The sequence below is a fragment of the Methylorubrum subtropicum genome, assembly GCF_038442325.1.
GTDB lineage: Bacteria > Pseudomonadota > Alphaproteobacteria > Rhizobiales > Beijerinckiaceae > Methylobacterium > Methylobacterium subtropicum.
Genome location: NZ_JBBXMW010000011.1, coordinates 108,472 through 129,006 on the forward strand (window position 1 = coordinate 108,472; position 20,535 = coordinate 129,006).

Sequence of the window (20,535 nt, forward strand, 5' to 3'; positions counted from 1 at the left end):
CCGCGAAGCGGGCTCGAAGGAGGGCTCCAGCGTATCGCGCGATCCCTGGAGCCCTCCTTCGAGGCGCCGCCTTCGGCTGCGCACCTCAGGATGAGGGTGGGAATCGGGATGAGGACGCGCTCAGTGGCCCGTTGGCCGCGGTGCCAGATCCGCCGCGAGGCGGGCGCGGGCGCGGGCGACGCGGCTCTTGAGGGTGCCGACCGCGACCCCGCAGATCGCGGCGGCCTCCCGGTGGCTGAAGCGTTGCGCGGCGACCAGCAGCAGTGCTTCGCGCTGGGTGTCGGGCAGCCGCCGCAGGGCTTCGCGGAATTCGAGCGGCTCGGCATGCGGGGTCCGCTCCGCCCGGCGCAGGGCGGGCGGGCGCTCGGCGTAGAACCGGCGGTGCAGGATCGCGAACAGCCACGCGGTGACGTCGCCGCGGGCGGCGCCCTCGGTGCAGCTCCAGGCGCGCAGCAGCGTGTCCTGCACGAGGTCGTCGCCCCGCGCGCCGTCGTCGGCCAGCGAATGGGCGAAGGCCCGAAGCTCCGGCACCGCGCCGAGCAGGCGCTCGCGCAGGTCGGCGGGGGGCGGCGGTCCGGTCGGCCGCATCGCGAGGCTCCTCCCATGCGAAGGCGTGGGGGGCGGCCGGGACGCTGATACGCTTCGGACCGGCCGCACCCGCCCCGGATGTCCGGGACGGCGGCGGGATTAGGCCGGGGCGGTTGAATTCACTCTGAAACGGGCATTCAGCCGAACGACAGTGTCCGGAAACGAGCCAGAAACATCCCAACTTGCGCGCGCGAAAGCGGGCTGGTAGCGAAACGGGCAGCGCCGGTTTAGCTCAGCTGGTAGAGCAACCGCCTTGTAAGCGGTAGGTCGCGAGTTCAAGTCCCGCAACCGGCACCATTCTGCCGCGGTGACCAATGCAGGTCCGGCACGTTAGCCGAGACCGCAGAAGGAACCCGCGATGACCACCGATCCGCGCGAAGCAGGGCCGCGTCCGCCCTTTCCAGGCGAGCAGCAGCAGGAACGGCCCGGCCTCACGTCGAAGATGACGCCCGCGCCCGATCACGGCGAGGAGAGCTACGTCGGCAAGGGGCTGCTGACCGACCGCGTCGCGCTGATCACCGGGGGCGATTCCGGCATCGGCCGGGCGGTGGCCATCGCCTATGCCCGCGAGGGCGCGGACGTGGCGATCTCCTATCTCGAAGCCGAGCAATCGGATGCCGAGGAGACCGCGCGCTGGGTGGAGCGGGCCGGGCGGCGCGCCCTGCTGCTGCCGGGCGATCTACGCGACGAAGAGCATTGCCGCGCGCTCGTCGCGCGCACGGTCGAGGTACTCGGCCGCATCGACATCCTCGTCAACAACGCGGCGGCGCAGACCATCAACGACGGGCTCGACGACGTGACCGCGAAGGACCTCGAAGGCGCGTTCCGGGCCAACGTGTTCGCGATGGTTTACCTCGCGCAGGCCGCGGTGCCGCACATGCGGCCGGGCTCGGCCATCGTCAACTCGACGAGCCAGCAGGCCAAGGTCGCCGACAGCACCATGCTGATCTACGCCGCGACCAAGGGCGCCATCGCCAGCCTCACCATCGGCCTGTCGAACCTGCTGGCGCCGAAAGGCATCCGGGTGAACTGCGTGGCGCCGGGCCCGGTCTGGACGCCGATCCAGCCGATCGCGAAGTCCCCTGAGCAGATCGAGCAACTCGGCGCCGACACCCCGCTCGGCCGGGCCGGCCAGCCGGCCGAACTGGCGCCGGCCTACGTGCTGCTCGCCTCGCGCGAGGGCAGCTATATGTCGGGCGCCCTCGTGCCCGTCACCGGCGGCACGCCGATGTACTGATCGGCCGTCGAGCCAACGCAAACCGCGGCGATGCCGCCCATCGGACCCAAGCGCTCCTGAGGCTTCATGGACAAGCTCATCCTCTACACCTCGCCGTCGGCCTTCCCGAACCCGCAGCGGGTGCGCCTGCTCGTGCACGAGAAGGACATCGCCCAGCACATCGAGGAGCGTCTGCTCGACATGGCACCGGTCGGCGAGCAGCGCGGCTGGCGGCACCTCAAGCGGAATCCCTGGGGTGAGACCCCGACCCTCGAACTGAAGGACGGCGGCTACCTCGCCGAGAGCGTCGCGATCGCCCGCTATCTCGATCTGAGTTTCCCGGGCCGGAAGATTCTGGGCGAAGGGGCGCTGGAGCAGGCGCAGGACGTGATGTGGAACGACCGGATCTGGGTGCAGATCCTGTATCGTCTGACGACGCTGTTTCACGTCTCCCATCAGGGTCTCGGACCGAAGCTGGAACTGACCAGCAACCCGCAATGGGGCGAGCATTGCCGCAAGGAGGCGCTCGCCCACGCGGGCCTCGTCGAGCGGCACCTGTCGGACGGGCGGGACTGGGTCCTCGGCGGCGAGCATCCGACCTTCGCCGACATCACGCTGTGCACAGCGATCGCATTCTCCAAGTTCGGTCCCGTGGCGACCCCTCTGGACGAGCGCTACGAGCAGCTCGACCGGTTCTGGCAACGCTGGAAGGCGCGCCCGAGCTTCCGCCTCGCTTACGCGGACGGCGGCGGCCTTGAGGAACTGAGCGGGCTTCGAACGGCCTGACCGGCCTACGGCCCGGCGGAAGCGTCACGCTCTGCGCCGGGCCGCCGCGACCTCTTGCATCCGTTGAGATCGGGCTCGGGGCGGCTTATGCACGGATGCCATGGAACTCCAAGCGTCCACCCCACGCCTTCCGGCCCTCGCGTCCCCCCTGGCCTGCAAGTCGCCGCCCGCGGGCAAGGCGGCTCCGTTCCTGCCGATGAGCCGCGCCGAGATGGCCGCGCTCGGCTGGGACGCCTGCGACATCGTGTTGGTGACGGGCGACGCCTATGTCGATCACCCGAGCTTCGGCATGGCGATCATCGGCCGGCTGCTCGAAGCGCAGGGGTTTCGCGTCGGCATCATCGCCCAGCCCGACTGGCAATCGGCCGAGCCGTTCAAGGTGCTCGGCCGACCGAGGCTGTTCTTCGGCGTCACCGGCGGCAACCTCGATTCGATGGTCAACCGCTACACCGCCGACCGGCGGCTTCGCCACGACGACGCCTACACCGCGGGCGGCGAGGGTGGGAAGCGGCCGGACCGCTCGACGATCGTCTACACCCAGCGCTGCCGCGAGGCGTTCAAGGACGTGCCGATCGTGCTCGGCGGCATCGAGGCCTCGCTGCGCCGGATCGCCCACTACGATTACTGGTCGGACAAGGTGCGCCGCTCGATCCTGGCCGATGCCAAGGCCGACCTGCTGATCTACGGCAACGCCGAGCGCGCCGTGGTCGAGGTCGCCAACCGCATGGCCGCGGGCGAGGCGCCGCATCAGCTCGATTCGGTGCGCGGCGTCGCCCTGTTCCGCCGCGTGCCCGCGCACTACACCGAACTCCCCGCCGACGACCTCGATTCGACCGACGAGGCCGCCGCGCGGAAAGCCGGCGACACGGTGATCCGGCTGCCGGCCTACGACGAGGTGAAGGACGACAAGGAGGCCTACGCCCGCGCCTCGCGGGTGCTGCACCGGGAGGCCAATCCCGGTAACGCGCGCCCGCTGGTCCAGCGCCACGGCGACCGCGACCTGTGGTTGAACCCGCCGCCGATCCCGCTCTCCAGCGACGAGATGGATGCGGTCTACGATCTCCCCTACGCGCGGGCCCCGCACCCGTCCTACGGCGACGCCAAGATCCCTGCCTGGGACATGATCAAGTTCTCGGTGACGATCATGCGCGGCTGCTTCGGCGGCTGCACCTTCTGCTCCATCACCGAGCACGAGGGCCGGGTCATCCAGAACCGCTCGGAGGGCTCGATCCTGCGCGAGATCGAGCATATCCGCGACAAGACCCCCGGCTTCACCGGCGTGATCTCGGATGTCGGCGGGCCGACCGCCAACATGTACCGGATGGCCTGCAAGGACCCGAAGATCGAGGCGGCCTGCCGCCTGCCGTCCTGCGTCTTCCCGGACATCTGCCCGAACCTCAACACCTCGCACGACGACCTGATCCGGCTCTACCGCAAGGTCCGCGAGGTGGAGGGCGTCAAGAAGGTGATGGTGGCCTCGGGCGTGCGCTACGACCTCGCCGTGCGCAGCCCCGAATACGTCGAGGAACTGGTGACCCACCATGTCGGCGGGCGCCTCAAGATCGCGCCGGAGCACACCGAGCGCGGGCCCCTCGACCTGATGATGAAGCCGGGCATCGGCACCTACGACCGCTTCAAAGAGATGTTCGACGAGGCGGCGAAGAAGGCCGGCAAGAAGTACTACCTGATCCCGTACTTCATCGCGGCGCATCCCGGCACGACCGACGAGGACATGCTGCAGCTCGCGCTGTGGCTCAAGAAGAACGACTACCGCGCCGACCAGGTTCAGACCTTCCTGCCCTCGCCGATGGCGACCGCCACCGCGATGTACCACACCGAGGTCAACACGCTGAAAGGGGTGCGCCGCGGCGGCAGCGAGCCGGTCGAGGCGATCAAGGGCCTGCGCCAGCGCCGCCTCCACAAGGCGTTCCTGCGCTACCACGACCCCGAGAACTGGCCGCTGCTGCGCGAGGCCCTGCGGGAGATGGGCCGGGCCGACCTGATCGGCCCGCGGCCGGACCAGCTCGTGCCGCTTTCGCAGCCGCCGGGGACGGGGTTGGGCAAGGGGACGGGCAAGGGCAAGGTCGGCGGCAAGGGCGGCGGGCGCGGCCAGCCGCGGCCCGAGTATCGCCCCGGCGGCGGGCAGCGCTTCACCACCAAGGGCGTGCCGATCGGGAAGTGACGCGCGCGCCCGGTCGCGTCCGGACCTCGATGAGGCTTCAGATGTAGGTCGAGGCGAGCGCGGGCGAGCCTTCGAGCGCGTGGGCGAGCACTTCCAGGCCGTGGGTGATCTGCGGGCGGGTCGAGGGGCCGCCGAGGCACAGGCGCACCGCCTCGGGCGGCGTGCCGGAGACGCAGAACGGGTCGCTGCCGACGACGCCGAGCCCGGCCGAGCGGCCCTGGCTGGCGAAGGCGGCGCGGGTCCAGCCCTCCGGCAGCCTGATCCAGACGTGGAAGCCGTGCGGGTCGGCGGTGTAGGTCTCGGGCGGAAGCAACGCGGCGGCGATGCGCTGGCGCGCGGCCGATTCCGCGCGGACGAACTGCACGATGGCGTCCGCCGTGCCGTCCGCGATCCAGCGGGTCGCGAGGGCGGTGGCGATCGGCGAGGCCATCACGGTCGCCGTGCGCAGGGAGCCCGCGAGCGGCAGCGCCGCGCGGGCGTTCGGGGCGATCAGGAAGGCGAGGCGCAGGCCCGCGCCGAGGCACTTGGCCAAGCCCGCGACGTAATAGGTGATCTCGGGCGCGAGTTCGGCGAAGCTCGGGGGCGGGGCGGGGCAGAGATGCGCGTAGGCGTCGTCCTCGATGATGCTGACGGCGTAGCGCCGCGCCACCGCGACGATCGCCTCCCGCCTCGCCCGCGGCAGGGTCGCGGTGGTCGGGTTCTGGAGCAAGGGATTCAGGTAGATCGCCTTCGGGGCGACCCGCGTGCAGGCGGCGGCGAACGCGTCGGGATCGACCCCGTGCCGGTCCATCGGCAGGCCGACGAGGCGCAGGCCCAGATGCGCCGCGAGCGCGCGGATGCCCGGATAGGTGATGCACTCGGCGCAGATCGCGTCGCCCGGACGCGCCACCTGGGCCAGCACGCCGGAGAGCGCGCTGTGCGCGCCGGGGCAGATCAGCAGGCGCTCGCGCGCCGCCTCGATGCCGCGGTCCCGCAGCCAGCGTAGCGCCGCTTCCTTGTCGGCGTCGGTCCCCCCGAAACCCTGGTAGCGCAGCAGGTTGGTGAGGTCGCCGGACAGCTCGGCGAAGGCGGCCTGCATCCTGGCCCGCAGCGCCGGGGCATCGGGCTCGGGCGGCAGGTTCATGGTGAAGTCGGTGGGCCCGACCCGCGGCGCGGCGTCGCCCGCGCGCGGCGCGCGTCCCGGCTCGACCACGAAGGTGCCCTGGCCGACGCGCCCCTCGATCAGCCCGCGCTGATGCGCCTCGACATAGCCCCGCGACACCGTGGTGAAGTTCAGGCCGAGCGCCTCGGCCAGGGCCCGCTGGGTCGGCAGCCGCGTGCCCGGCGTCAGGAGACCGGTGCGGATGTCCTCGGCCAGCGCCTCGGCGATGGCGCGGTAATGCGGCTTGCCCCAGCGCTTGAGGTCCGGCGTCCAGCCCCGCGCGGCGGTGTTCTCCGGGCCCGCGCCCCCGCCGCGTTCGCTCGCCGCCATCCGCTCCGGTCTCCGCTGCATCAAAATACGATCAAGGGTCGATTGTATGGCTAGCAATCGCCGTACCTGCGGCCCGCATGGCGAGGGAGAAACGGCAATCCATACAATCCGAACAATTCATGGCCGGCGAACAAGCAACCGATGATCATCCGATACGCATCGATTGCCGACGATTTGAGCGTCGCCCGGTGCAAGCAGCGGTGAAACCCAAAAAAATTGATCGGACAATTGTATGTATTCTATTCGGGCGCATTGATCGGCACCAAATGCGGCGCGGTTTGGCATCTGGATTGCCATGAGGGCCCGTGGCCGTCGGCGGCGCAACCGTCACGGCCTCATCCTTCAAGGAGCGAGAGCCATGCCTGCCGTGAACCGCGAGCCGCACAAGAAGGGCGACTTCCTGGTCGATTACGAGGAGAAGGTCTTCGAGGACGTGAAGGCGGAGCCGGGCCAGAAGGCGCTCGTCACCTTCCACACCGTCGCCTTCGAGGGCTCGATCGGCCTCGTGAACCTGCTCCAGGCCACCCGCCTGCAGCGCAAGGGCTTCGACACCTCGATCCTGCTCTACGGCCCCGGCATCACGCTCGGCGTCCAGCGCGGCTTCCCGCGGCTCGGCGACGAGGCGTTTCCGGGCCACCTCAACTTCAACAACCAGCTCGAGAAGTTCATGGCCGAGGGCGGCAAGGTCTATGCCTGCCGGTTCTCGACCCAGGCGCTGTACGGCCACGGCGAGGCCGCCTTCATCGAGGGCATCCGCATGATCAACCCCCTCGACGTGCTCGACTGCATCCTCCTGCACAAGCGCGACAACGCGGTGATCCTCGACACCTGGACGGTCTGAGACCCGCACCGCGCATCCGGCGGCCGCGCCCCGCGGCCGCTGCCACAAGCCGGAGGATCAGCCATGTCGGACAGCCGGATCGTGCGGGCCGCCGCCGTCCAGATCGCGCCGGACCTCGACCGCCCGGACGGCACCCTGGAGCGGGTGCTCAACGCCATCGACGAGGCCGCCGCCAAGGGCGCGCGGTTCATGGTCTTCCCTGAGACCTTCCTGCCCTACTACCCGTACTTCTCCTTCGTGCTGCCCCCCGCGATGCAGGGCGCGGAGCACCTCAAGCTCTACGAGCGGGCCGTCACCGTGCCGGGCCCCGTCACCCAGGCGGTCTCGGCCGCCGCGCGGCGGCACGGAGCGGTCGTCGTGCTCGGCGTCAACGAGCGCGACCACGGCTCGCTCTACAACGCGCAGCTCATCTTCGACGCCGACGGCAGCCTGAAGCTCAAGCGGCGCAAGATCACGCCGACCTACCACGAGCGCATGATCTGGGGTCAGGGCGACGGCGCCGGGCTCGACGTGGTGGACACCGCGGTCGGGCGTGTCGGGGCGCTGGCCTGCTGGGAGCATTACAACCCGCTCGCCCGCTACAGCCTGATGGCGCGCCACGAGGAGATTCACGCCGCGCAATTCCCCGGCTCGCTGGTGGGCCAGATCTTCGCCGACCAGATGGAGGTGACGATCCGCCACCATGCGCTGGAGGCGGCCTGCTTCGTGGTCAACGCCACCGGCTGGCTGACCGATGCGCAGGTCGCCCAGGTCTGCCCCGACGAGCGCCTGCGCGGCGCCTGCCGCGGCGGCAACTGTACGGCCATCGTCTCGCCCGAGGGCCGGCACCTCGCCGAGCCGCTGCGCGAGGGCGAAGGCATCCTCATCGCCGATATGGACCTCGCGCTGGTGACCAAGCGCAAGCGGATGATGGACTCGGTCGGCCACTACGCCCGGCCCGAACTCCTGAGCCTCGTCCACGACGACCGCCCGGCCCCGTTCGTGCACCGGCCGGCCCGCCCTCAGCCCGATCTCCGGAGCCTCGACCATGAGCAGCCCCCCGCTTTCGATGCCCCGTCCCTCTTCGACGCCGGCCGCGGCGGGCTTGATCGGGATGCCGACGGAGCGCCTGATCAACGCGTTGCAATCCTACGGCGTTAGGCTCGCCGACAGCCGCGCCGGGGCCCCGAGCCGCCGCGGCGGGGCGGGTCCCTCCGACCACAAGGCTATGACCATCGCGGGCCGCACCGTGATGGTGCCGGTCCACACCGAGGCGGCCTTCGACTCGCCCTTCCTCGTGCGCCGCCCGGATGCCGACGGGGTGTCGGTGATCGAGCACGAGGGCGCGGTGATCGGGCACGCGACCTTCCCCGGCAAGCCGCGCTTCTATGCGCTGTCGACCTTCGACGGCGTGCCCTACTCCAAGATCGCCGTGCTGCACGGGCGCGACGTGCTCGCCACCACCGTGCTGCAGACCTGCATCCGCTACGCCAGCCGCACCAAGACCTGCCAGTTCTGCTCCATCGGCCAGTCGCTCGCCGCCGGCCGCACCGTCGCGCACAAGAGCCCGGCGCAGCTAGCGGAAGTCGCCCGCGCCGCCGTGCTGCTCGACGGCGTGCGGCACATGGTGATGACGACGGGCACGCCCAATGCCACCGACCGCGGCGCGGCGGTCCTGTGCGAGAGCGCCTTCGCCGTGAAGGCCGCGGTCGATCTGCCGATCCAAGCGCAGTGCGAGCCGCCCGACGACGACCGCTGGTTCGAGCGGATGAAGGCGTCGGGCATCGACGCGCTCGGGATGCATCTGGAGGCCGTGATGCCCGACGTGCGCGCCCGGATCATGCCTGGCAAGGCGTCGGTGCCGCTGGAGCGGTACTTTTCCGCCTTCGAGGCCGCGGTGCCGGTCTTCGGCCGCGGACAGGTCTCGACCTACATCCTGGCGGGCCTCGGCGACGCGCCCGAGGCGATCCTGGCCACCGCCGAGCGGCTGATCGGGATCGGCGTCTATCCCTTCGTCGTGCCGTTCGTGCCGATCTCGGGCACGCCGCTGGAGAGCCATCCGGCGCCCTCACCCGATTTCATGCACGCCATCCTGAAACCCCTCGCCGATCTGTTGGCGCGCGCGGGCCTGCGCTCCACCGACATCAAGGCTGGCTGCGGGCGCTGCGGCGCCTGCTCGGCGCTCTCCAGCTACGAGGGGGCGGCGGCATGATCCTCGAACCCGTGGCGCCGTACCGGCCGAGCCACTTCCACGTGAAGTTCGCGGTCGCCGAGTGGGAACGGCGCGCCTGCGCCGCGCTCCGGCGCCAAGTGTTCTGCACCGAGCAGGGCATCTTTGCGGGCGACGACCGCGACGCCATCGACGCGCACGCCATCCCGATCTGCGCCCTCTCGACGCTGGGCGGCGAGGCCGATGCCGTCGTCGGCACGGTCCGCATCCACGAGGCCGCGCCCGGCGAGTGGTGGGGCTCGCGGCTGGCTGTGGCCGCCCCCTTCCGCGGCACGGCGGCGCTGGGGGCCGGGCTGATCCAGGTCGCGGTCGCCTCGGCGCATGCCCGCGGCTGCACCCGCTTCCTGGCGCATGTGCAGGAGAAGAACGTCGCCCTGTTCGAGGCGCTGCACTGGGACAGCCTGGACCGGGTGGACCTGCACGGGCGGCCCCACCGCCTGATGCAGGCGGAGCTGTCGGCCTACCCGCCGATGCACGACCCCGAATGCGGACTCATCACCTTCCGTAAGGCCGCGTGATGGGCGTGAGGCTCGATCTCCCGGCGCTCGCAAATCAGATCCGCGCGGCGCGCGGCCTCGCCCACAAGCGCGACATCGACGCCGTCGTCGCGCGGCTCGGGCTCGGGGGCCGGCACGCGACGGTGCCGGTCGGCGACGACTGCGCCGCGATCCCCGACGGCGACGGCCACCTACTCTTCGCCATCGAGGGCTTCCTCGACGGGTTCGTCGCCGCCGACCCGTACTTCGCCGGCTATTGCGGCATCATGGTCAACCTGAGCGACGTCGCCGCCATGGGCGGGCGCCCGCTCGCGGTGGTCGATGCGCTCTGGAGCCGCGACGCCGCGGGGGCCGACCCGATCCTGGCCGGCCTGTCGGACGCCGCCGCCCTCTACGGCGTGCCGATCGTCGGCGGCCACACCAACACCCGCGCGGGCACGGGCAACCTCGCGGTCGCGGTGCTCGGCCGGGCGGGCCCGCGCCTGCTGACGAGCTTCGACGCGGCGCCGGGCGACGATTTGATCGCGGCGATCGACCTGCGCGGGCGTTTTCGCGAGCCGAACCCCTACTGGGACGCCTCGACCGGTGCGCCGGGGGCGCGCCTGCGCGGCGACCTCGCCCTGCTGCCGGGCCTCGCCGAGGACGGGTTGGTGGCGGCCGCCAAGGACATCAGCATGGCCGGCCTCGTCGGCACCGCGCTGATGCTGCTCGAATGCTCGCGCGTCGGCGGCGTCATCGACCTCGCCGCGATCCCGCGGCCCGATGGCGTGCCGCTCGCCCGCTGGCTCACCGCCTTCCCGAGCTTCGGCTTCCTCCTCGCCGTCCGCCCCGACCGCACGCCCGCGGTGCTTGCGCGCTTCGCCGAGCGCGGCATCGCGGCGGCCGGCATCGGGCGCCTCGACGCGAGCCGGGTCGCGCGCATTCGCGACGGGATCGAAGAAGCCGTGGTGTGGGATTTCGTCGGCGGCCCGCTCATCGGCTGCGGCCGGACCGACGCGGAGGCCGCGCCGTGACGGGCCTTCGCATCGCGCTCCTGACCCACTCGACCAACCCGCGCGGCGGCGTCGCCCATTGCCTCGCGCTGGCCGAGGCGCTCTGCGCCATGGGCCACGAGGCGGTGGTCCACGCCCCCGACCCCACCGGCCGCGGCTTCTTCCGCGACGCCGCCTGCCCGACCGTCTCGGTCGCCTCCCGACCCGCCGGCGAGACGCTCGTCGAGCGCGTGCGGGCGCGCATCAACGATTATCTCCGCCATTTCGGAACACCGGCGGCCTGCGACTTCGACGTGTTCCACGCCCATGACGGGATCGGCGGCAACGCGCTCGCGACCCTCCGGCACCGGCGCCTGATCCCGCGCTTCGCCCGCACGGTCCATCACCTCGACAGCTTCGCCGAGCCGCTGCTCGCCGACTGGCAGGAACGCTCGATCCGCGAGGCCGCGCGCCTGCTCTGCGTCAGTCGGCTGTGGGCCGACCGGATCGGCGACGAATTCGGCACGCGGGCCGACCTCGTCGGCAACGGGGTGGACCTCGCGGTCTACACCCCTGAGCCGACCGAGGCGGACGCGGCCGTGCGGGCGCGCTTGGGGCTCGGCGCCGGGCCGGTGATCCTGAGCGTGGGCGGCTTCGAGGAGCGCAAGAACACCGCCGGCATCGTCGCGGCCTTCGCTCGCCTGCGGCAGAGCCACCCTCAAGCCCAGCTCGTGGTCGCGGGCGGCGCCTCTCTTCTCGACCACGCCGCCTACCGCGCCCGCTGCCACGCGCTGCTTACGGCGCACGGCCTCGACATCGGTGCCGGCCGAGCCGTGATCGAGACCGGCCCGGTGCCGCAGGCCGAGATGCCCGCGCTGTACCGGATCGCCGACGCGCTGGCCTTCCCCTCGTGGAAGGAGGGGTTCGGCCTCTGCGTGCTGGAAGCCATGGCCTGCGGCACGCCGACCATCGTCTCGCGGCTCGCGCCCTTCACCGAATACCTCGCGGAAACCGACGCCCTGTTCGTCGACCCGGCCGACCCCGAGGCCATCGCCGCGGCGATGGCGCAGGCGCTGGTACCCGACATCCGCGCGCGCCTGCGGGCTGCCGCCCCGGCGCGGGTCGCCGCCCATTCGTGGCGCGCCTGCGCCGAGCGCCACCTGCCCGCCTACGCGGCCTGCGCCCGCGCCCGACAGGAGCCGATCCATGCCTGAGATGCGCTTCCACGTCCGCTGGCCCGACGGGCGGCGCGAGGCCTGCTACTCGCCCTCCCTGGTCGTGCGCGACTTTCTCACGCCGGGCGAGAGCTACGCCCTCGACGAGTTCGTAGCGAAATCCCGCACGGCGCTGACCATCGCCAGCGACCGGGTGCGGGAGAAGTACGGGTTCAGTTGCTCGGCCGCGATGGACCAGCTCGCCCGGATCGAGGCCGCCGCGAAGCGGCAGGCGCCGGGCGGCCACGTCACCGTCGAGGCCTTCGAGCCCTGAGCCGACACGCCTTCCTTTCAGCCTCACGGAGCCTGAGCCATGACTTCCACGGCGCGTCACGTCCCCGTCGTCATCGTCGGCGGCGGGCAGGCCGGCCTCTCGGTCAGCCATCACCTCAAGCAGCGCGGCATCGCGCATCTCGTGTTCGAGAAGGAAACGGCCGCCCACACCTGGGCGAGCCAGCGCTGGGACACGTTCTGCCTCGTCACGCCGAACTGGCAATGCGACCTGCCCGGCCACCCCTATGACGGGCCGGACCCGGACGGGTTCATGAAGCGCGACGAGATCGTCGCCTACCTCAAGGCCTTCGTCGCCAAGGTGGACCCACCGATCCGCGAGGGTGTCGCCGTCACCCGCGTGACGCGGCGCGAGGACGGCCTGTTCGACGTCCACACCTCGGAGGGCGACTACACCGCCGACGAGATCGTTGTGGCGTCCGGCGGCTACCACACCCCGATCGTCCCGCGCATGGCCGAGCGGCTGCCGGGATCGATCACGCAGATCCACTCGAACCGGTACCGCAACCCGGCGCAACTGCCCGAGGGTGCGGTGCTCGTCGTCGGCTCGGGCCAGTCCGGCGCGCAGATCGCCGAGGACCTGCACCTCGCCGGGCGCACGGTGCATCTGGCGGTGGGCGATGCGCCCCGCTGCGCCCGGTTCTATCGCGGGCGCGACGTCGTCACGTGGCTCGCCGACATGGGCTACTACGAGATGACGGTCGAGAACCATCCGCTGCGCGATGGCGTGCGCGACAACACCAACCACTACGTCACCGGCCGCGACGGCGGGCGCGACATCGACCTGCGCCGCTTCGTCCTTGAGGGCATGCGCCTCTACGGCGTGCTGGAGGACTTTTGCGAGGGCGCCCTGCGCTTTCGCGACAATCTCCGGCGCTCGCTCGATTCGGCCGACCGGACCTACAACGGCATCAACGCGGCCATCGACAAGCACATCGCCGAGCGCGGCATCGAAGCCCCGCCGCAGGCGCCCTACAGCCCGGTCTGGGAGCCGGGCGAGCCGGTCACGCGCCTGCCGCTCGACGGCTCGGGCATCACCAGCGTGGTGTGGTGCATCGGCTTCACGCCGGATTTCCGCTGGCTCGACGCCTCGGTGTTCAACGGCGCCGGCCACCCCAAGCACAGGCGCGGCATCACGAGCGAGCCCGGCGTCTCCTTCATCGGCCTGCCCTGGCTCAACACCTGGGGTTCTGGCCGCTTCGGCGCGGTGGGCCGCGACGCCGAGCACGTCGTCGGCGTGATCCAGAAGCGCCTCGCCGCCGCGCGCGCCGCCCTGAAGGTCGCGGTCTGATCACGAACGCGACGAGTCGCGGGGCCTACAGCCGGAAGCGGTCGATCTCGCCGAGCAGGGTCACGAAGGCCTGAGCACCGTGCTCCAGGGCGGCGCGGCCCTTCTCGGCGGTGCCGAGGCGCGCGTCGCCGAGCGCGCCCGAGGCGTGCAGGTCCTGCGTTTTCCAGGCGAAGGCGGCCGGGCGCCCGGCCCGCAGCAGCGAAAACTCCCGCTCCATCGCCACCGTGCGCGGTTCGAAATCGGCGATCTTGTCGGTGCGCACGAGATCGGGCCGCAGGTGCAGCATCAGCGCGGTCTCGATGCCGCCGGCATGGATGCCGTGGCGGACCTCCTCGTCGGGAAACAGCCCCGCGGGCAGGGTGAGGCGGCTCCACGCGGTCGTCACCGCGAGCATGCCGAAACGCCCGCGCAATTCAACCGCCACGAGGTCCATCAGCGGGCTGTTGCCGCCGTGCGAGGAGACGATGACGAGTTTTCGAACGCCCGCCCGGTGCAGGCCGGCGCCGATCTCGGTCCAGGCCGCGATGGCCGTGGACGCGGTGAGCGTGAGGGTGCCGGGAAAATCGTCGTGCTCGTCCGACTTGCCGACCGCCTGCACCGGCAGCAGCCACACGTCGAGCGCCGCGGGCACCAGCGCCGCGACCCGGTCGAGATAGCCCTGCGCGATATACGTGTCGGTGCCGAGCGGCAGGTGCGGCCCGTGCTGCTCCACCGCCGCCACAGGCAGCACCGCGATGGCGCGGCCCATGTCGCGGGTCCGCACCTCTTCGGTCGTCAGATCGAGCCAGGAACGTGCCGGCATTTTTTTGGGAGACGCCTCTGCCCTTCGCCATCCCTTGGGACGGCAAGACGGCTTCGGCGTCAACGTCGGAGCGGCCCCGCGCGGAACACGCGCGGGGCTCGGGCCGGCCTCAGCGACCGCGGCTCACCAGCCAGCCGAGGCCGAAGGCCGCCGCCGCCACGAGGGCGAGCGTGGTGCCGCGGTTGTCCTCGGCGCGGGCGACGAGCGCACGGCCCTGGCGGCGGGCCTCGTCGCGGTAGTGGCGCGAGCGGTCGTAGGCCTCGTCGCGCAGCGAACGGCCGCGCTCGTACGCGTCGTCCCGCAGCGAGCGACCGCGGCTCACGGCCTCGTCGGCGAAGTGGCGTCCGTCGCGGTGCAGGCCCTCGGCCTGGGCGTGGATGCGGCCGTAGGTGGATTGCGCGACGCCGGCCACCTGCTCGTAGGCGCCCTCCATCTGCGGCCGGGCGCGGCCCGAGACGGCGCCGAGCGCGGAACGCCCGCGGCCCTTGATGTTGCGGATACCGCCCTCGAATTGATCACGATTCATTGAAGTCGTCTCCAATGGCGAGGCGCCCGGATCGACGCCGAAAAAGAAAGAGCCGCACCCGGGGGCGGGTGCGGCTCTGTCGGTCAGAACCGGAAGTCCCGTTGGGATCAGCGGCCGGTGATCTTGTCGGCGACGTTCTTCACGCCGTCCTTGGCTTCGCCGACGGTGCGCTGGGTCTTGCCTTCGACTTCCTGCGCCTTGCCCTCGGCCTGAAGCTTCTCGTTGCCGGTCACCTTGCCGACGGACTGCTTGATGTTGCCGGCCGCTTCGTTGGCGAGGCCCTTGAGCTTGTCGGTGGTGCTGCTCATCGGAAATCTCCCTGCGTTGGCTTTGCGCCGGGTTGCGGCGCCTTCGGGAAGCGGAACGGTGAGCGCGGGCGTTGGTTCCAAACCTAGGTTATGGGCAACCCTGGCCTGCACGACCCGCATCGAGCCCAAGCCGCGCGCTCTGCTTCAAAAAATTTCTGCGCACCGGCCAAATATTTTCCAGTCAACCTTCGCGGCTCGATGGTTCAAGGATGCTGTATCCAAAATACCTAACCGCATAGCGTCCGGCCGATGACGCCAATTCGGCATTCGCACCGGGACGAGGGACCAGGAGACTCGATGAGCGCCGCCACTGAGACGGGCGTGACCCGCTGGATCGGCTTCCGCCACGACGGCGCGGCCGGCTTCGGCCGCCTCGACGGCGAGACCATCGCGGTGTTCGAGGGCGACCTGTTCGACGCGCCGACCGACACGGGCCGCACCCTGCCGCTGTCGGAGGTGACGGTCGACCTGCCGTGCCGGCCCTCCAAGCTGATCGCCCTGTGGAACAATTTCGGCGCGCTGGCCGAGAAGCTGGAGCTGTCCCGGCCGGAGGCGCCGCTGTTCCTGATCAAGCCCGCCAACACCTACCGCACGTCCGGCGCGACGATTCCCGTGCCGGAGGCCTCAGGCCGGGCGCTCTACGAGGGCGAACTCGCCATCGTGATCGGCAAGGTGCCAGGCAAGACGGCGCGGGATGTCTCCGAGACGGACGCCATGGACCACGTCTTCGGCTTCACCTGCATCAACGACGTGACCTCCGCCGCGATCCTGAAGGCCGATGCGAGCTTCACCCAATGGGCGCGGGCCAAGGGCCTCGACGGGTTCGGGCCGTTCGGCCCCGTCATCGCCACCGGGCTCGACCCCGCGACATTGACGGTGCGCACGCTCGTCAACGGCCGCGAGCGCCAGAATTTTCCGATCAGCGACATGCTGATGCCGGTGGCGCGGCTCGTGGCGCTGATCTCGCAGGGGATGACCCTGGAGCCCGGCGACGTCATCGCCTGCGGCACCTCGGTCGGCTCCGGGCCGATCCCGAAGGGCGCGACGGTCGAGGTCGTCATCGACGGCATCGGCACGCTGACGAACCGGTTCGAGTAGCGCACACCGAAACGTGCGTGTGGAAAGGCCGCCATGCCTGCCCATCGGGGCAACGCGTTACGGCCAAGTGACTTGTAGAGGCGGACGGCCCGCGGAGCGACGAACCCGCGGGCCGTCCCGGACGACCATCACGCGGACGAGCCCGAGAGGGGCTTTTTCCGCGAAACACGGATGAGAGACATGAGCATCGCGATCGTCGGCGCCGGCGCCATCGGCGGATATCTCGGGGTCAGGCTGGCGGAGGCCGGCGAGGACGTGACCTTCATCGCCCGCTCCAACGCGGACGCCATCCGCGAGAACGGCATGCGCCTCATCGAGGAGGACGGCACCGAGATCCATTCGAAGTCGGTGAAGGCGACCCGCTCCATGCAGGAGGCGGGCGTCCACGAGGTCGTGCTGCTCACCGTCAAGGCGCATCAGGTCGGCCCGATCGCCGCCGACATCAAGCACCTGATCGGCCCCGACACCGTCGTGGTCACGATGCAGAACGGCATCCCGTGGTGGTATTTTCTGGGGGGGCACGGCGGCGAGCACGCGGGCACGCGGCTGGAGAGCGCCGATCCGGGCGGCCTCATCGCCGACAACCTCGACCCGAAACACGTCATCGGCTCGGTGGTCTATCCGGCCACCGTGCTGACCGATCCCGGCACCGTGAAGGTGATCGAGGGCAACCGCTTCGGCCTGGGCGAACTCGACGGCTCGAAGTCCGAGCGGGTACTCGCTTTGTCGCAGCGCCTCGCCAAGGCCGGTTTTCGCGCGCCGGTCACCAGCGACATCCGCGCCGAGATCTGGCTCAAGCTGTGGGGCAATCTCAGCTTCAACCCGATCTCCGCCCTGACCCACGCCACGCTGGAGGACATCTGCCGCTTCCCCGACACGCGGACGATCGCCGCCGAGATGATGCGCGAGGCCGAGACCATCGCCAACCGCCTCGGCGTCACCTTCCGGCTCGGCATCGAGAAGCGCATCGCGGGCGCCGAGAAGGTCGGCCCGCACAAGACCTCGATGCTGCAGGATGTGGAGGCCGGTCGCCCGATCGAGCTGGAGGCGCTGGTCGGCTCCGTGATCGAACTCGGCCGCCTCACCCAGACACCGACGCCCCACATCGACACCGTCTTCGCCCTGATGCGCCTGCTCGCCCAGAGCCTCGAGCGCGCCAACGGGCGCCTCTCGATCCAGGGAGCCTGACCCGATGCGCATGCCCGACGATTCCGCCTCCCTCCCCATCGACGCCAAGGAGCCCGCCGTGGCCGCGACCACCCTCTACGACCTGATCCGGGCCGGCGACGACGCGGCCACCGCCCTGTCGAGCCCCGGCGGCGTGCCGCTCACCTTCCAGGCGCTCCGCGCGCTCACCGACCGCACGGTCGCCGAACTCAACGCCCGCGGCATCGGCCGCGGCGACCGGGTCGCGATCGTGCTGCCGAACGGGCCGGAGATGGCCGCCGCCTTTATCGCGGTGGCCGCGGGCACCACCTCGGCCCCGCTCAACCCGAGCTACAAGGCCGACGAATTCGAGTTCTATCTCACCGACCTGAAGGCAAAGCTCCTCATCGCCGCCGACGGCTCGGCGACGCCCGCCGCCGCGGTGGCCGAAAAACTCGGCGTGCCGGTGGCGCGGCTGAAGGCGACCCCCGAGGAAGGCGCGGGCAGTTTCTCGCTGCACTTCGCCGACGAGGCCGCCGAGCCCGCCGCCCAAGGCGGCCCGGCGAGCGCGGACGAGATTGCGCTGGTGCTGCACACCTCCGGCACCACCTCGCGGCCCAAGATCGTGCCGCTGACGCAGACGAACGTCTGCGCCTCCGCGCGCAACATCCGCACGGCGCTGCAGTTCACGGCCGAAGACCGCGGCCTCAACATCATGCCGCTGTTCCACATCCACGGCCTGATCGCCGGCATCCTGGCCCCGCTCTCGGCGGGCGGTCAGGTCTCCTGCACGCCGGGCTTCAACGCGCTCAAGTTCTTCGCCTGGATGGATGAGGTGCGCCCGACTTGGTACACCGGCGTGCCGACGATGCATCAGGCGATCCTGGGCCGCGCCGGGCGCAACGCCGAGATCATCGCCAAGAACCCGCTGCGCTTCATCCGCTCCTCGTCCTCGTCCCTGCCGCCGCAGGTGATGAAGGAGTTGGAAGAGACGTTTTCGGCGCCCGTCATCGAGGCCTACGGCATGACGGAAGCCGCCCACCAGATGGCCTCGAACCCGCTGCCGCCCAAGCCCCATTACGCCGGCTCGGTCGGCCTCGCGGCGGGCCCGGAGATCGCCATCGTCGATCTCGCGGGCGAGCCGGTGCCCGCGGGCGAGACCGGCGAGATCGTCATCCGCGGCGACAACGTGATGAAGGGCTACGAGAACAACGACAAGGCCAACGCCGAGGCCTTCACCCGCCAGGGCTGGTTTCGCACCGGCGACCAGGGCACGCTCTCGCCCGAGGGCTACCTCTCGATCACCGGGCGCCTCAAGGAAATCATCAACCGCGGCGGCGAGAAGATTTCGCCGCGCGAGGTGGACGAGGTGCTGATGGACCATCCGGCGGTGTCGCAATGCGTCACCTTCGCGATGCCCCACGACAAGCTCGGCGAGGACGTCGCCGCCGCGATCGTGCTGCGCGAGGGCGTGCATGCCGCCGAGAAGGACATCAAGGGGTTTGCGTCCGAGCGGTTGGCCGCCTTCAAGGTGCCGTCGAAGATCCTGATTCTGGACGAGATTCCGAAGGGGGCGACCGGCAAGCTCCAGCGCATCGGGCTGGCTCAGAAGCTCGGTCTGGCGTAGTTCTTTTTTGTGACGCCCCGCGGCCCACCGGCCGCGGGGATTTTTTTGTTTTGCTCGACGCTCGTCATTCCGGGGCGCCGAAGGCGAACCCGGAATCCACGACTGGCCGCGACGGTCCGACTTCGGCCGGGTATCCCGCATCACGGGTGGATTCCGGGTTCTCGCCTACGGCGAGCCCCGGACCGACGGCCGGGGATGTCGAAAGAAAGATCTGCCACGCATCGCTTCTGGCGCGCAGCGCCGGCTGACACGCAGTCCCAAAATCCCAAAAATAAACCCCGCCGGAGCGGGGTTTTGTCGTCGTCCGTCGGCTTGAGCCTCAGACCGCCATGCGGTCCTCGCCCTCGACCGGTTCGCGCAGCACGTAGCCGCGGCCCCACACCGTCTCGATGTAGTTCTTGCCCTCGGAGGCGTTGGCGAGCTTCTTGCGCAGCTTGCAGATGAACACGTCGATGATCTTCAATTCCGGCTCGTCCATGCCGCCGTAGAGATGGTTGAGGAACATCTCCTTGGTGAGCGTCGTGCCCTTCCGCAGGCTGAGGAGTTCCAGCATCTGGTACTCCTTGCCGGTGAGGTGCACCCGGGCGCCGCCGACCTCGACGGTCTTCTGGTCGAGGTTCACCACGAGGTCGCCGGTGGTGATGACCGACTGAGCGTGGCCCTTCGAGCGGCGCACGATGGCGTGGATGCGGGCCACCAACTCGTCCTTGTGGAACGGCTTGGTGAGGTAGTCGTCGGCGCCGAAGCCGAGGCCCTTCACCTTGTCCTCGATGCCGGCCATGCCCGACAGGATCAGGATCGGCGTCTTCACCTTCGCCACGCGCAACGAGCGCAGCACCTCGTAGCCCGACATGTCGGGCAGGTTGAGGTCGAGAAGGATGATGTCGTAGTCGTACAGCTTACCGAGATCGACGCCCTCCTCGCCGAGGTCGGTCGTGTATGTGTTGAAGTTCTCGGATTTGAGCATCAACTCGATGCTCTGCGCCGTGGCGCTGTCGTCCTCGATCAGAAGTACGCGCATCGTCGGTCCCCACCCCGGCCAGGCCGTATCAGGGCGCTTGAGACAAGCCGCCGCCGGGCGCCTACCGACGGCCTCGGCAGACGCTCCCTCATTCCCACTTCAGAAACGCTATTCCTTAACCGTTAACAAAAGCCGAATCCCGCTTGCAAGGATCATCGCATTCGACTCCGCATGCGATTCTCCTCATGGTTGGCAATCTGTTCTCCGGGAACCGCCGCTTTTACCGTGCCGCTCAGAGGCCGGTCGGGGTAAGTCGTTCATTTCCCTCAGGTTGTCAGATTTGTTGCTCAAGAGTGACAGGGTGCGATCGTTACCGCACAAGCTTTCGCGGGCCTTAACCCGACCGGACGGATTGCGGGCGGCCCGTGCCGGGCGGGCCGCCGGGGTGTTAAGACATCCGTCCGATCGATGGCGCGAGGACGAGGACTAAGCCGATGACGCGCGGGCGGT

Annotated in this window: 20 protein-coding genes and 1 tRNA gene; 15 read left to right on the forward strand and 6 right to left on the reverse strand. The window is 70.3% G+C overall.

Translation table 11 applies throughout. The features are described 5' to 3' along the window. Positions 1 to 120 precede the first annotated feature (120 nt). The gene (locus tag AAHG03_RS16380) at positions 121 to 588 is read right to left on the reverse strand and encodes a sigma factor-like helix-turn-helix DNA-binding protein (RefSeq protein ID WP_342151755.1); all 468 of its coding nucleotides are present in this window, start codon (positions 586 to 588) and stop codon (positions 121 to 123) included. A 221-nt stretch (positions 589 to 809) separates the two neighbouring features. Between AAHG03_RS16380 and AAHG03_RS16385 the strand changes: the two genes are divergently transcribed. The 4 genes from AAHG03_RS16385 to AAHG03_RS16400 all read left to right on the forward strand — a co-directional run bounded on the left by AAHG03_RS16385 (position 810) and on the right by AAHG03_RS16400 (position 4,772). After that, positions 810 to 885 (forward strand) — tRNA-Thr (locus AAHG03_RS16385). Positions 886 to 946: 61 nt separating this feature from the next. Further along, a complete protein-coding gene (locus AAHG03_RS16390) occupies positions 947 to 1,825 on the forward strand; it encodes an SDR family oxidoreductase (protein ID WP_342151756.1) in 879 nt (292 codons plus the stop codon). Between the two features lie 66 nt (positions 1,826 to 1,891). Continuing rightward, on the forward strand, positions 1,892 to 2,590 hold the full coding sequence (locus AAHG03_RS16395) for a glutathione S-transferase family protein (protein WP_342151757.1): 699 nt from the start codon (positions 1,892 to 1,894) through the stop codon (positions 2,588 to 2,590). Between the two features lie 100 nt (positions 2,591 to 2,690). Then, positions 2,691 to 4,772 carry a YgiQ family radical SAM protein gene (locus AAHG03_RS16400; protein WP_342151758.1) on the forward strand — a complete coding sequence of 694 codons (2,082 nt, stop codon included), beginning with the start codon at positions 2,691 to 2,693 and terminating at the stop codon, positions 4,770 to 4,772. A 37-nt stretch (positions 4,773 to 4,809) separates the two neighbouring features. Here the strand turns inward: AAHG03_RS16400 and AAHG03_RS16405 are convergent, their stop codons facing one another. Next, positions 4,810 to 6,243, reverse strand: a complete 1,434-nt coding sequence (locus AAHG03_RS16405) for an aminotransferase-like domain-containing protein (RefSeq protein ID WP_342151759.1) — start codon at positions 6,241 to 6,243, stop codon at positions 4,810 to 4,812. Positions 6,244 to 6,601: 358 nt separating this feature from the next. Between AAHG03_RS16405 and AAHG03_RS16410 the strand changes: the two genes are divergently transcribed. The 8 genes from AAHG03_RS16410 (at position 6,602) to AAHG03_RS16445 (ending at position 13,557) form a co-directional block, all read left to right on the forward strand. Continuing rightward, positions 6,602 to 7,084, forward strand: a complete 483-nt coding sequence (locus AAHG03_RS16410) for an MSMEG_0572/Sll0783 family nitrogen starvation response protein (RefSeq protein ID WP_342151760.1) — start codon at positions 6,602 to 6,604, stop codon at positions 7,082 to 7,084. 63 nt (positions 7,085 to 7,147) lie between these two features. Then, complete coding sequence (locus tag AAHG03_RS16415; RefSeq protein ID WP_342151761.1) at positions 7,148 to 8,224, forward strand: Nit6803 family nitrilase; 1,077 nt, start codon at positions 7,148 to 7,150, stop codon at positions 8,222 to 8,224. Continuing rightward, a complete protein-coding gene (locus AAHG03_RS16420) occupies positions 8,178 to 9,275 on the forward strand; it encodes an MSMEG_0568 family radical SAM protein (RefSeq protein ID WP_342151762.1) in 1,098 nt (365 codons plus the stop codon). Before AAHG03_RS16415 ends, AAHG03_RS16420 begins: the two co-directional genes overlap by 47 nt. Next, positions 9,272 to 9,811: an MSMEG_0567/Sll0786 family nitrogen starvation N-acetyltransferase gene (locus AAHG03_RS16425; protein WP_342151763.1), complete on the forward strand. Its 540-nt coding sequence runs from the start codon at positions 9,272 to 9,274 to the stop codon at positions 9,809 to 9,811. Before AAHG03_RS16420 ends, AAHG03_RS16425 begins: the two co-directional genes overlap by 4 nt. Then, positions 9,811 to 10,803 (forward strand): sll0787 family AIR synthase-like protein, encoded by a 993-nt coding sequence (locus AAHG03_RS16430; protein ID WP_342151764.1) that lies wholly within the window; start codon positions 9,811 to 9,813, stop codon positions 10,801 to 10,803. The genes AAHG03_RS16425 and AAHG03_RS16430 overlap by 1 nt, the downstream gene beginning before the upstream one ends. Continuing rightward, positions 10,800 to 11,975 (forward strand): MSMEG_0565 family glycosyltransferase, encoded by a 1,176-nt coding sequence (locus tag AAHG03_RS16435; protein WP_342151765.1) that lies wholly within the window; start codon positions 10,800 to 10,802, stop codon positions 11,973 to 11,975. The genes AAHG03_RS16430 and AAHG03_RS16435 overlap by 4 nt, the downstream gene beginning before the upstream one ends. Then, entirely contained in the window at positions 11,968 to 12,249 is a 282-nt protein-coding gene (locus AAHG03_RS16440; protein WP_342151766.1) for an MSMEG_0570 family nitrogen starvation response protein, read from the forward strand. The genes AAHG03_RS16435 and AAHG03_RS16440 overlap by 8 nt, the downstream gene beginning before the upstream one ends. A 39-nt stretch (positions 12,250 to 12,288) precedes the next feature. Next, positions 12,289 to 13,557 (forward strand): MSMEG_0569 family flavin-dependent oxidoreductase, encoded by a 1,269-nt coding sequence (locus tag AAHG03_RS16445; protein WP_342151767.1) that lies wholly within the window; start codon positions 12,289 to 12,291, stop codon positions 13,555 to 13,557. Positions 13,558 to 13,582: 25 nt separating this feature from the next. Here AAHG03_RS16445 and AAHG03_RS16450 read toward each other — a convergent pair whose 3' ends face one another. The 3 genes from AAHG03_RS16450 to AAHG03_RS16460 all read right to left on the reverse strand — a co-directional run bounded on the left by AAHG03_RS16450 (position 13,583) and on the right by AAHG03_RS16460 (position 15,193). Next, entirely contained in the window at positions 13,583 to 14,359 is a 777-nt protein-coding gene (locus tag AAHG03_RS16450) for a creatininase family protein (RefSeq protein WP_342151768.1), read from the reverse strand. A 109-nt stretch (positions 14,360 to 14,468) separates the two neighbouring features. Beyond that, on the reverse strand, positions 14,469 to 14,885 hold the full coding sequence (locus AAHG03_RS16455) for a CsbD family protein (protein WP_342151769.1): 417 nt from the start codon (positions 14,883 to 14,885) through the stop codon (positions 14,469 to 14,471). Positions 14,886 to 14,992: 107 nt separating this feature from the next. After that, positions 14,993 to 15,193 (reverse strand): CsbD family protein, encoded by a 201-nt coding sequence (locus AAHG03_RS16460; RefSeq protein WP_342151770.1) that lies wholly within the window; start codon positions 15,191 to 15,193, stop codon positions 14,993 to 14,995. 321 nt (positions 15,194 to 15,514) lie between these two features. Between AAHG03_RS16460 and AAHG03_RS16465 the strand changes: the two genes are divergently transcribed. From AAHG03_RS16465 to AAHG03_RS16475, 3 genes are all read left to right on the forward strand, one after another. Next, complete coding sequence (locus AAHG03_RS16465) at positions 15,515 to 16,291, forward strand: fumarylacetoacetate hydrolase family protein (RefSeq protein ID WP_342151850.1); 777 nt, start codon at positions 15,515 to 15,517, stop codon at positions 16,289 to 16,291. A 180-nt stretch (positions 16,292 to 16,471) separates the two neighbouring features. Continuing rightward, positions 16,472 to 17,479 (forward strand): 2-dehydropantoate 2-reductase, encoded by a 1,008-nt coding sequence (locus AAHG03_RS16470; protein ID WP_342151771.1) that lies wholly within the window; start codon positions 16,472 to 16,474, stop codon positions 17,477 to 17,479. A gap of 4 nt (positions 17,480 to 17,483) precedes the next feature. Then, a complete protein-coding gene (locus AAHG03_RS16475) occupies positions 17,484 to 19,064 on the forward strand; it encodes an acyl--CoA ligase (protein ID WP_342151772.1) in 1,581 nt (526 codons plus the stop codon). A 319-nt stretch (positions 19,065 to 19,383) separates the two neighbouring features. Here the strand turns inward: AAHG03_RS16475 and ctrA are convergent, their stop codons facing one another. Then, entirely contained in the window at positions 19,384 to 20,085 is a 702-nt protein-coding gene (gene ctrA / locus AAHG03_RS16480; protein ID WP_183568645.1) for a response regulator transcription factor CtrA, read from the reverse strand. Positions 20,086 to 20,535: the final 450 nt, after the last annotated feature.

What these genes read in the sequence shown, in the direction of transcription:
- AAHG03_RS16405 (WP_342151759.1), bottom strand. Translation starts at nt 6,243, where the DNA reads ATGGCGGCGAGCGAACGCGGCGGGGGCGCGGGCCCGGAGAACACCGCC.
- AAHG03_RS16415 (WP_342151761.1), top strand. Translation starts at nt 7,148, where the DNA reads ATGTCGGACAGCCGGATCGTGCGGGCCGCCGCCGTCCAGATCGCGCCG.
- AAHG03_RS16460 (WP_342151770.1), bottom strand. Translation starts at nt 15,193, where the DNA reads ATGAGCAGCACCACCGACAAGCTCAAGGGCCTCGCCAACGAAGCGGCC.
- AAHG03_RS16410 (WP_342151760.1), top strand. Translation starts at nt 6,602, where the DNA reads ATGCCTGCCGTGAACCGCGAGCCGCACAAGAAGGGCGACTTCCTGGTC.
- AAHG03_RS16470 (WP_342151771.1), top strand. Translation starts at nt 16,472, where the DNA reads ATGAGCATCGCGATCGTCGGCGCCGGCGCCATCGGCGGATATCTCGGG.
- AAHG03_RS16430 (WP_342151764.1), top strand. Translation starts at nt 9,811, where the DNA reads ATGGGCGTGAGGCTCGATCTCCCGGCGCTCGCAAATCAGATCCGCGCG.
- ctrA (WP_183568645.1), bottom strand. Translation starts at nt 20,085, where the DNA reads ATGCGCGTACTTCTGATCGAGGACGACAGCGCCACGGCGCAGAGCATC.
- AAHG03_RS16420 (WP_342151762.1), top strand. Translation starts at nt 8,178, where the DNA reads ATGCCGACGGAGCGCCTGATCAACGCGTTGCAATCCTACGGCGTTAGG.
- AAHG03_RS16445 (WP_342151767.1), top strand. Translation starts at nt 12,289, where the DNA reads ATGACTTCCACGGCGCGTCACGTCCCCGTCGTCATCGTCGGCGGCGGG.
- AAHG03_RS16425 (WP_342151763.1), top strand. Translation starts at nt 9,272, where the DNA reads ATGATCCTCGAACCCGTGGCGCCGTACCGGCCGAGCCACTTCCACGTG.
- AAHG03_RS16395 (WP_342151757.1), top strand. Translation starts at nt 1,892, where the DNA reads ATGGACAAGCTCATCCTCTACACCTCGCCGTCGGCCTTCCCGAACCCG.
- AAHG03_RS16475 (WP_342151772.1), top strand. Translation starts at nt 17,484, where the DNA reads ATGCGCATGCCCGACGATTCCGCCTCCCTCCCCATCGACGCCAAGGAG.
- AAHG03_RS16400 (WP_342151758.1), top strand. Translation starts at nt 2,691, where the DNA reads ATGGAACTCCAAGCGTCCACCCCACGCCTTCCGGCCCTCGCGTCCCCC.
- AAHG03_RS16390 (WP_342151756.1), top strand. Translation starts at nt 947, where the DNA reads ATGACCACCGATCCGCGCGAAGCAGGGCCGCGTCCGCCCTTTCCAGGC.
- AAHG03_RS16440 (WP_342151766.1), top strand. Translation starts at nt 11,968, where the DNA reads ATGCCTGAGATGCGCTTCCACGTCCGCTGGCCCGACGGGCGGCGCGAG.
- AAHG03_RS16450 (WP_342151768.1), bottom strand. Translation starts at nt 14,359, where the DNA reads ATGCCGGCACGTTCCTGGCTCGATCTGACGACCGAAGAGGTGCGGACC.
- AAHG03_RS16380 (WP_342151755.1), bottom strand. Translation starts at nt 588, where the DNA reads ATGCGGCCGACCGGACCGCCGCCCCCCGCCGACCTGCGCGAGCGCCTG.
- AAHG03_RS16455 (WP_342151769.1), bottom strand. Translation starts at nt 14,885, where the DNA reads ATGAATCGTGATCAATTCGAGGGCGGTATCCGCAACATCAAGGGCCGC.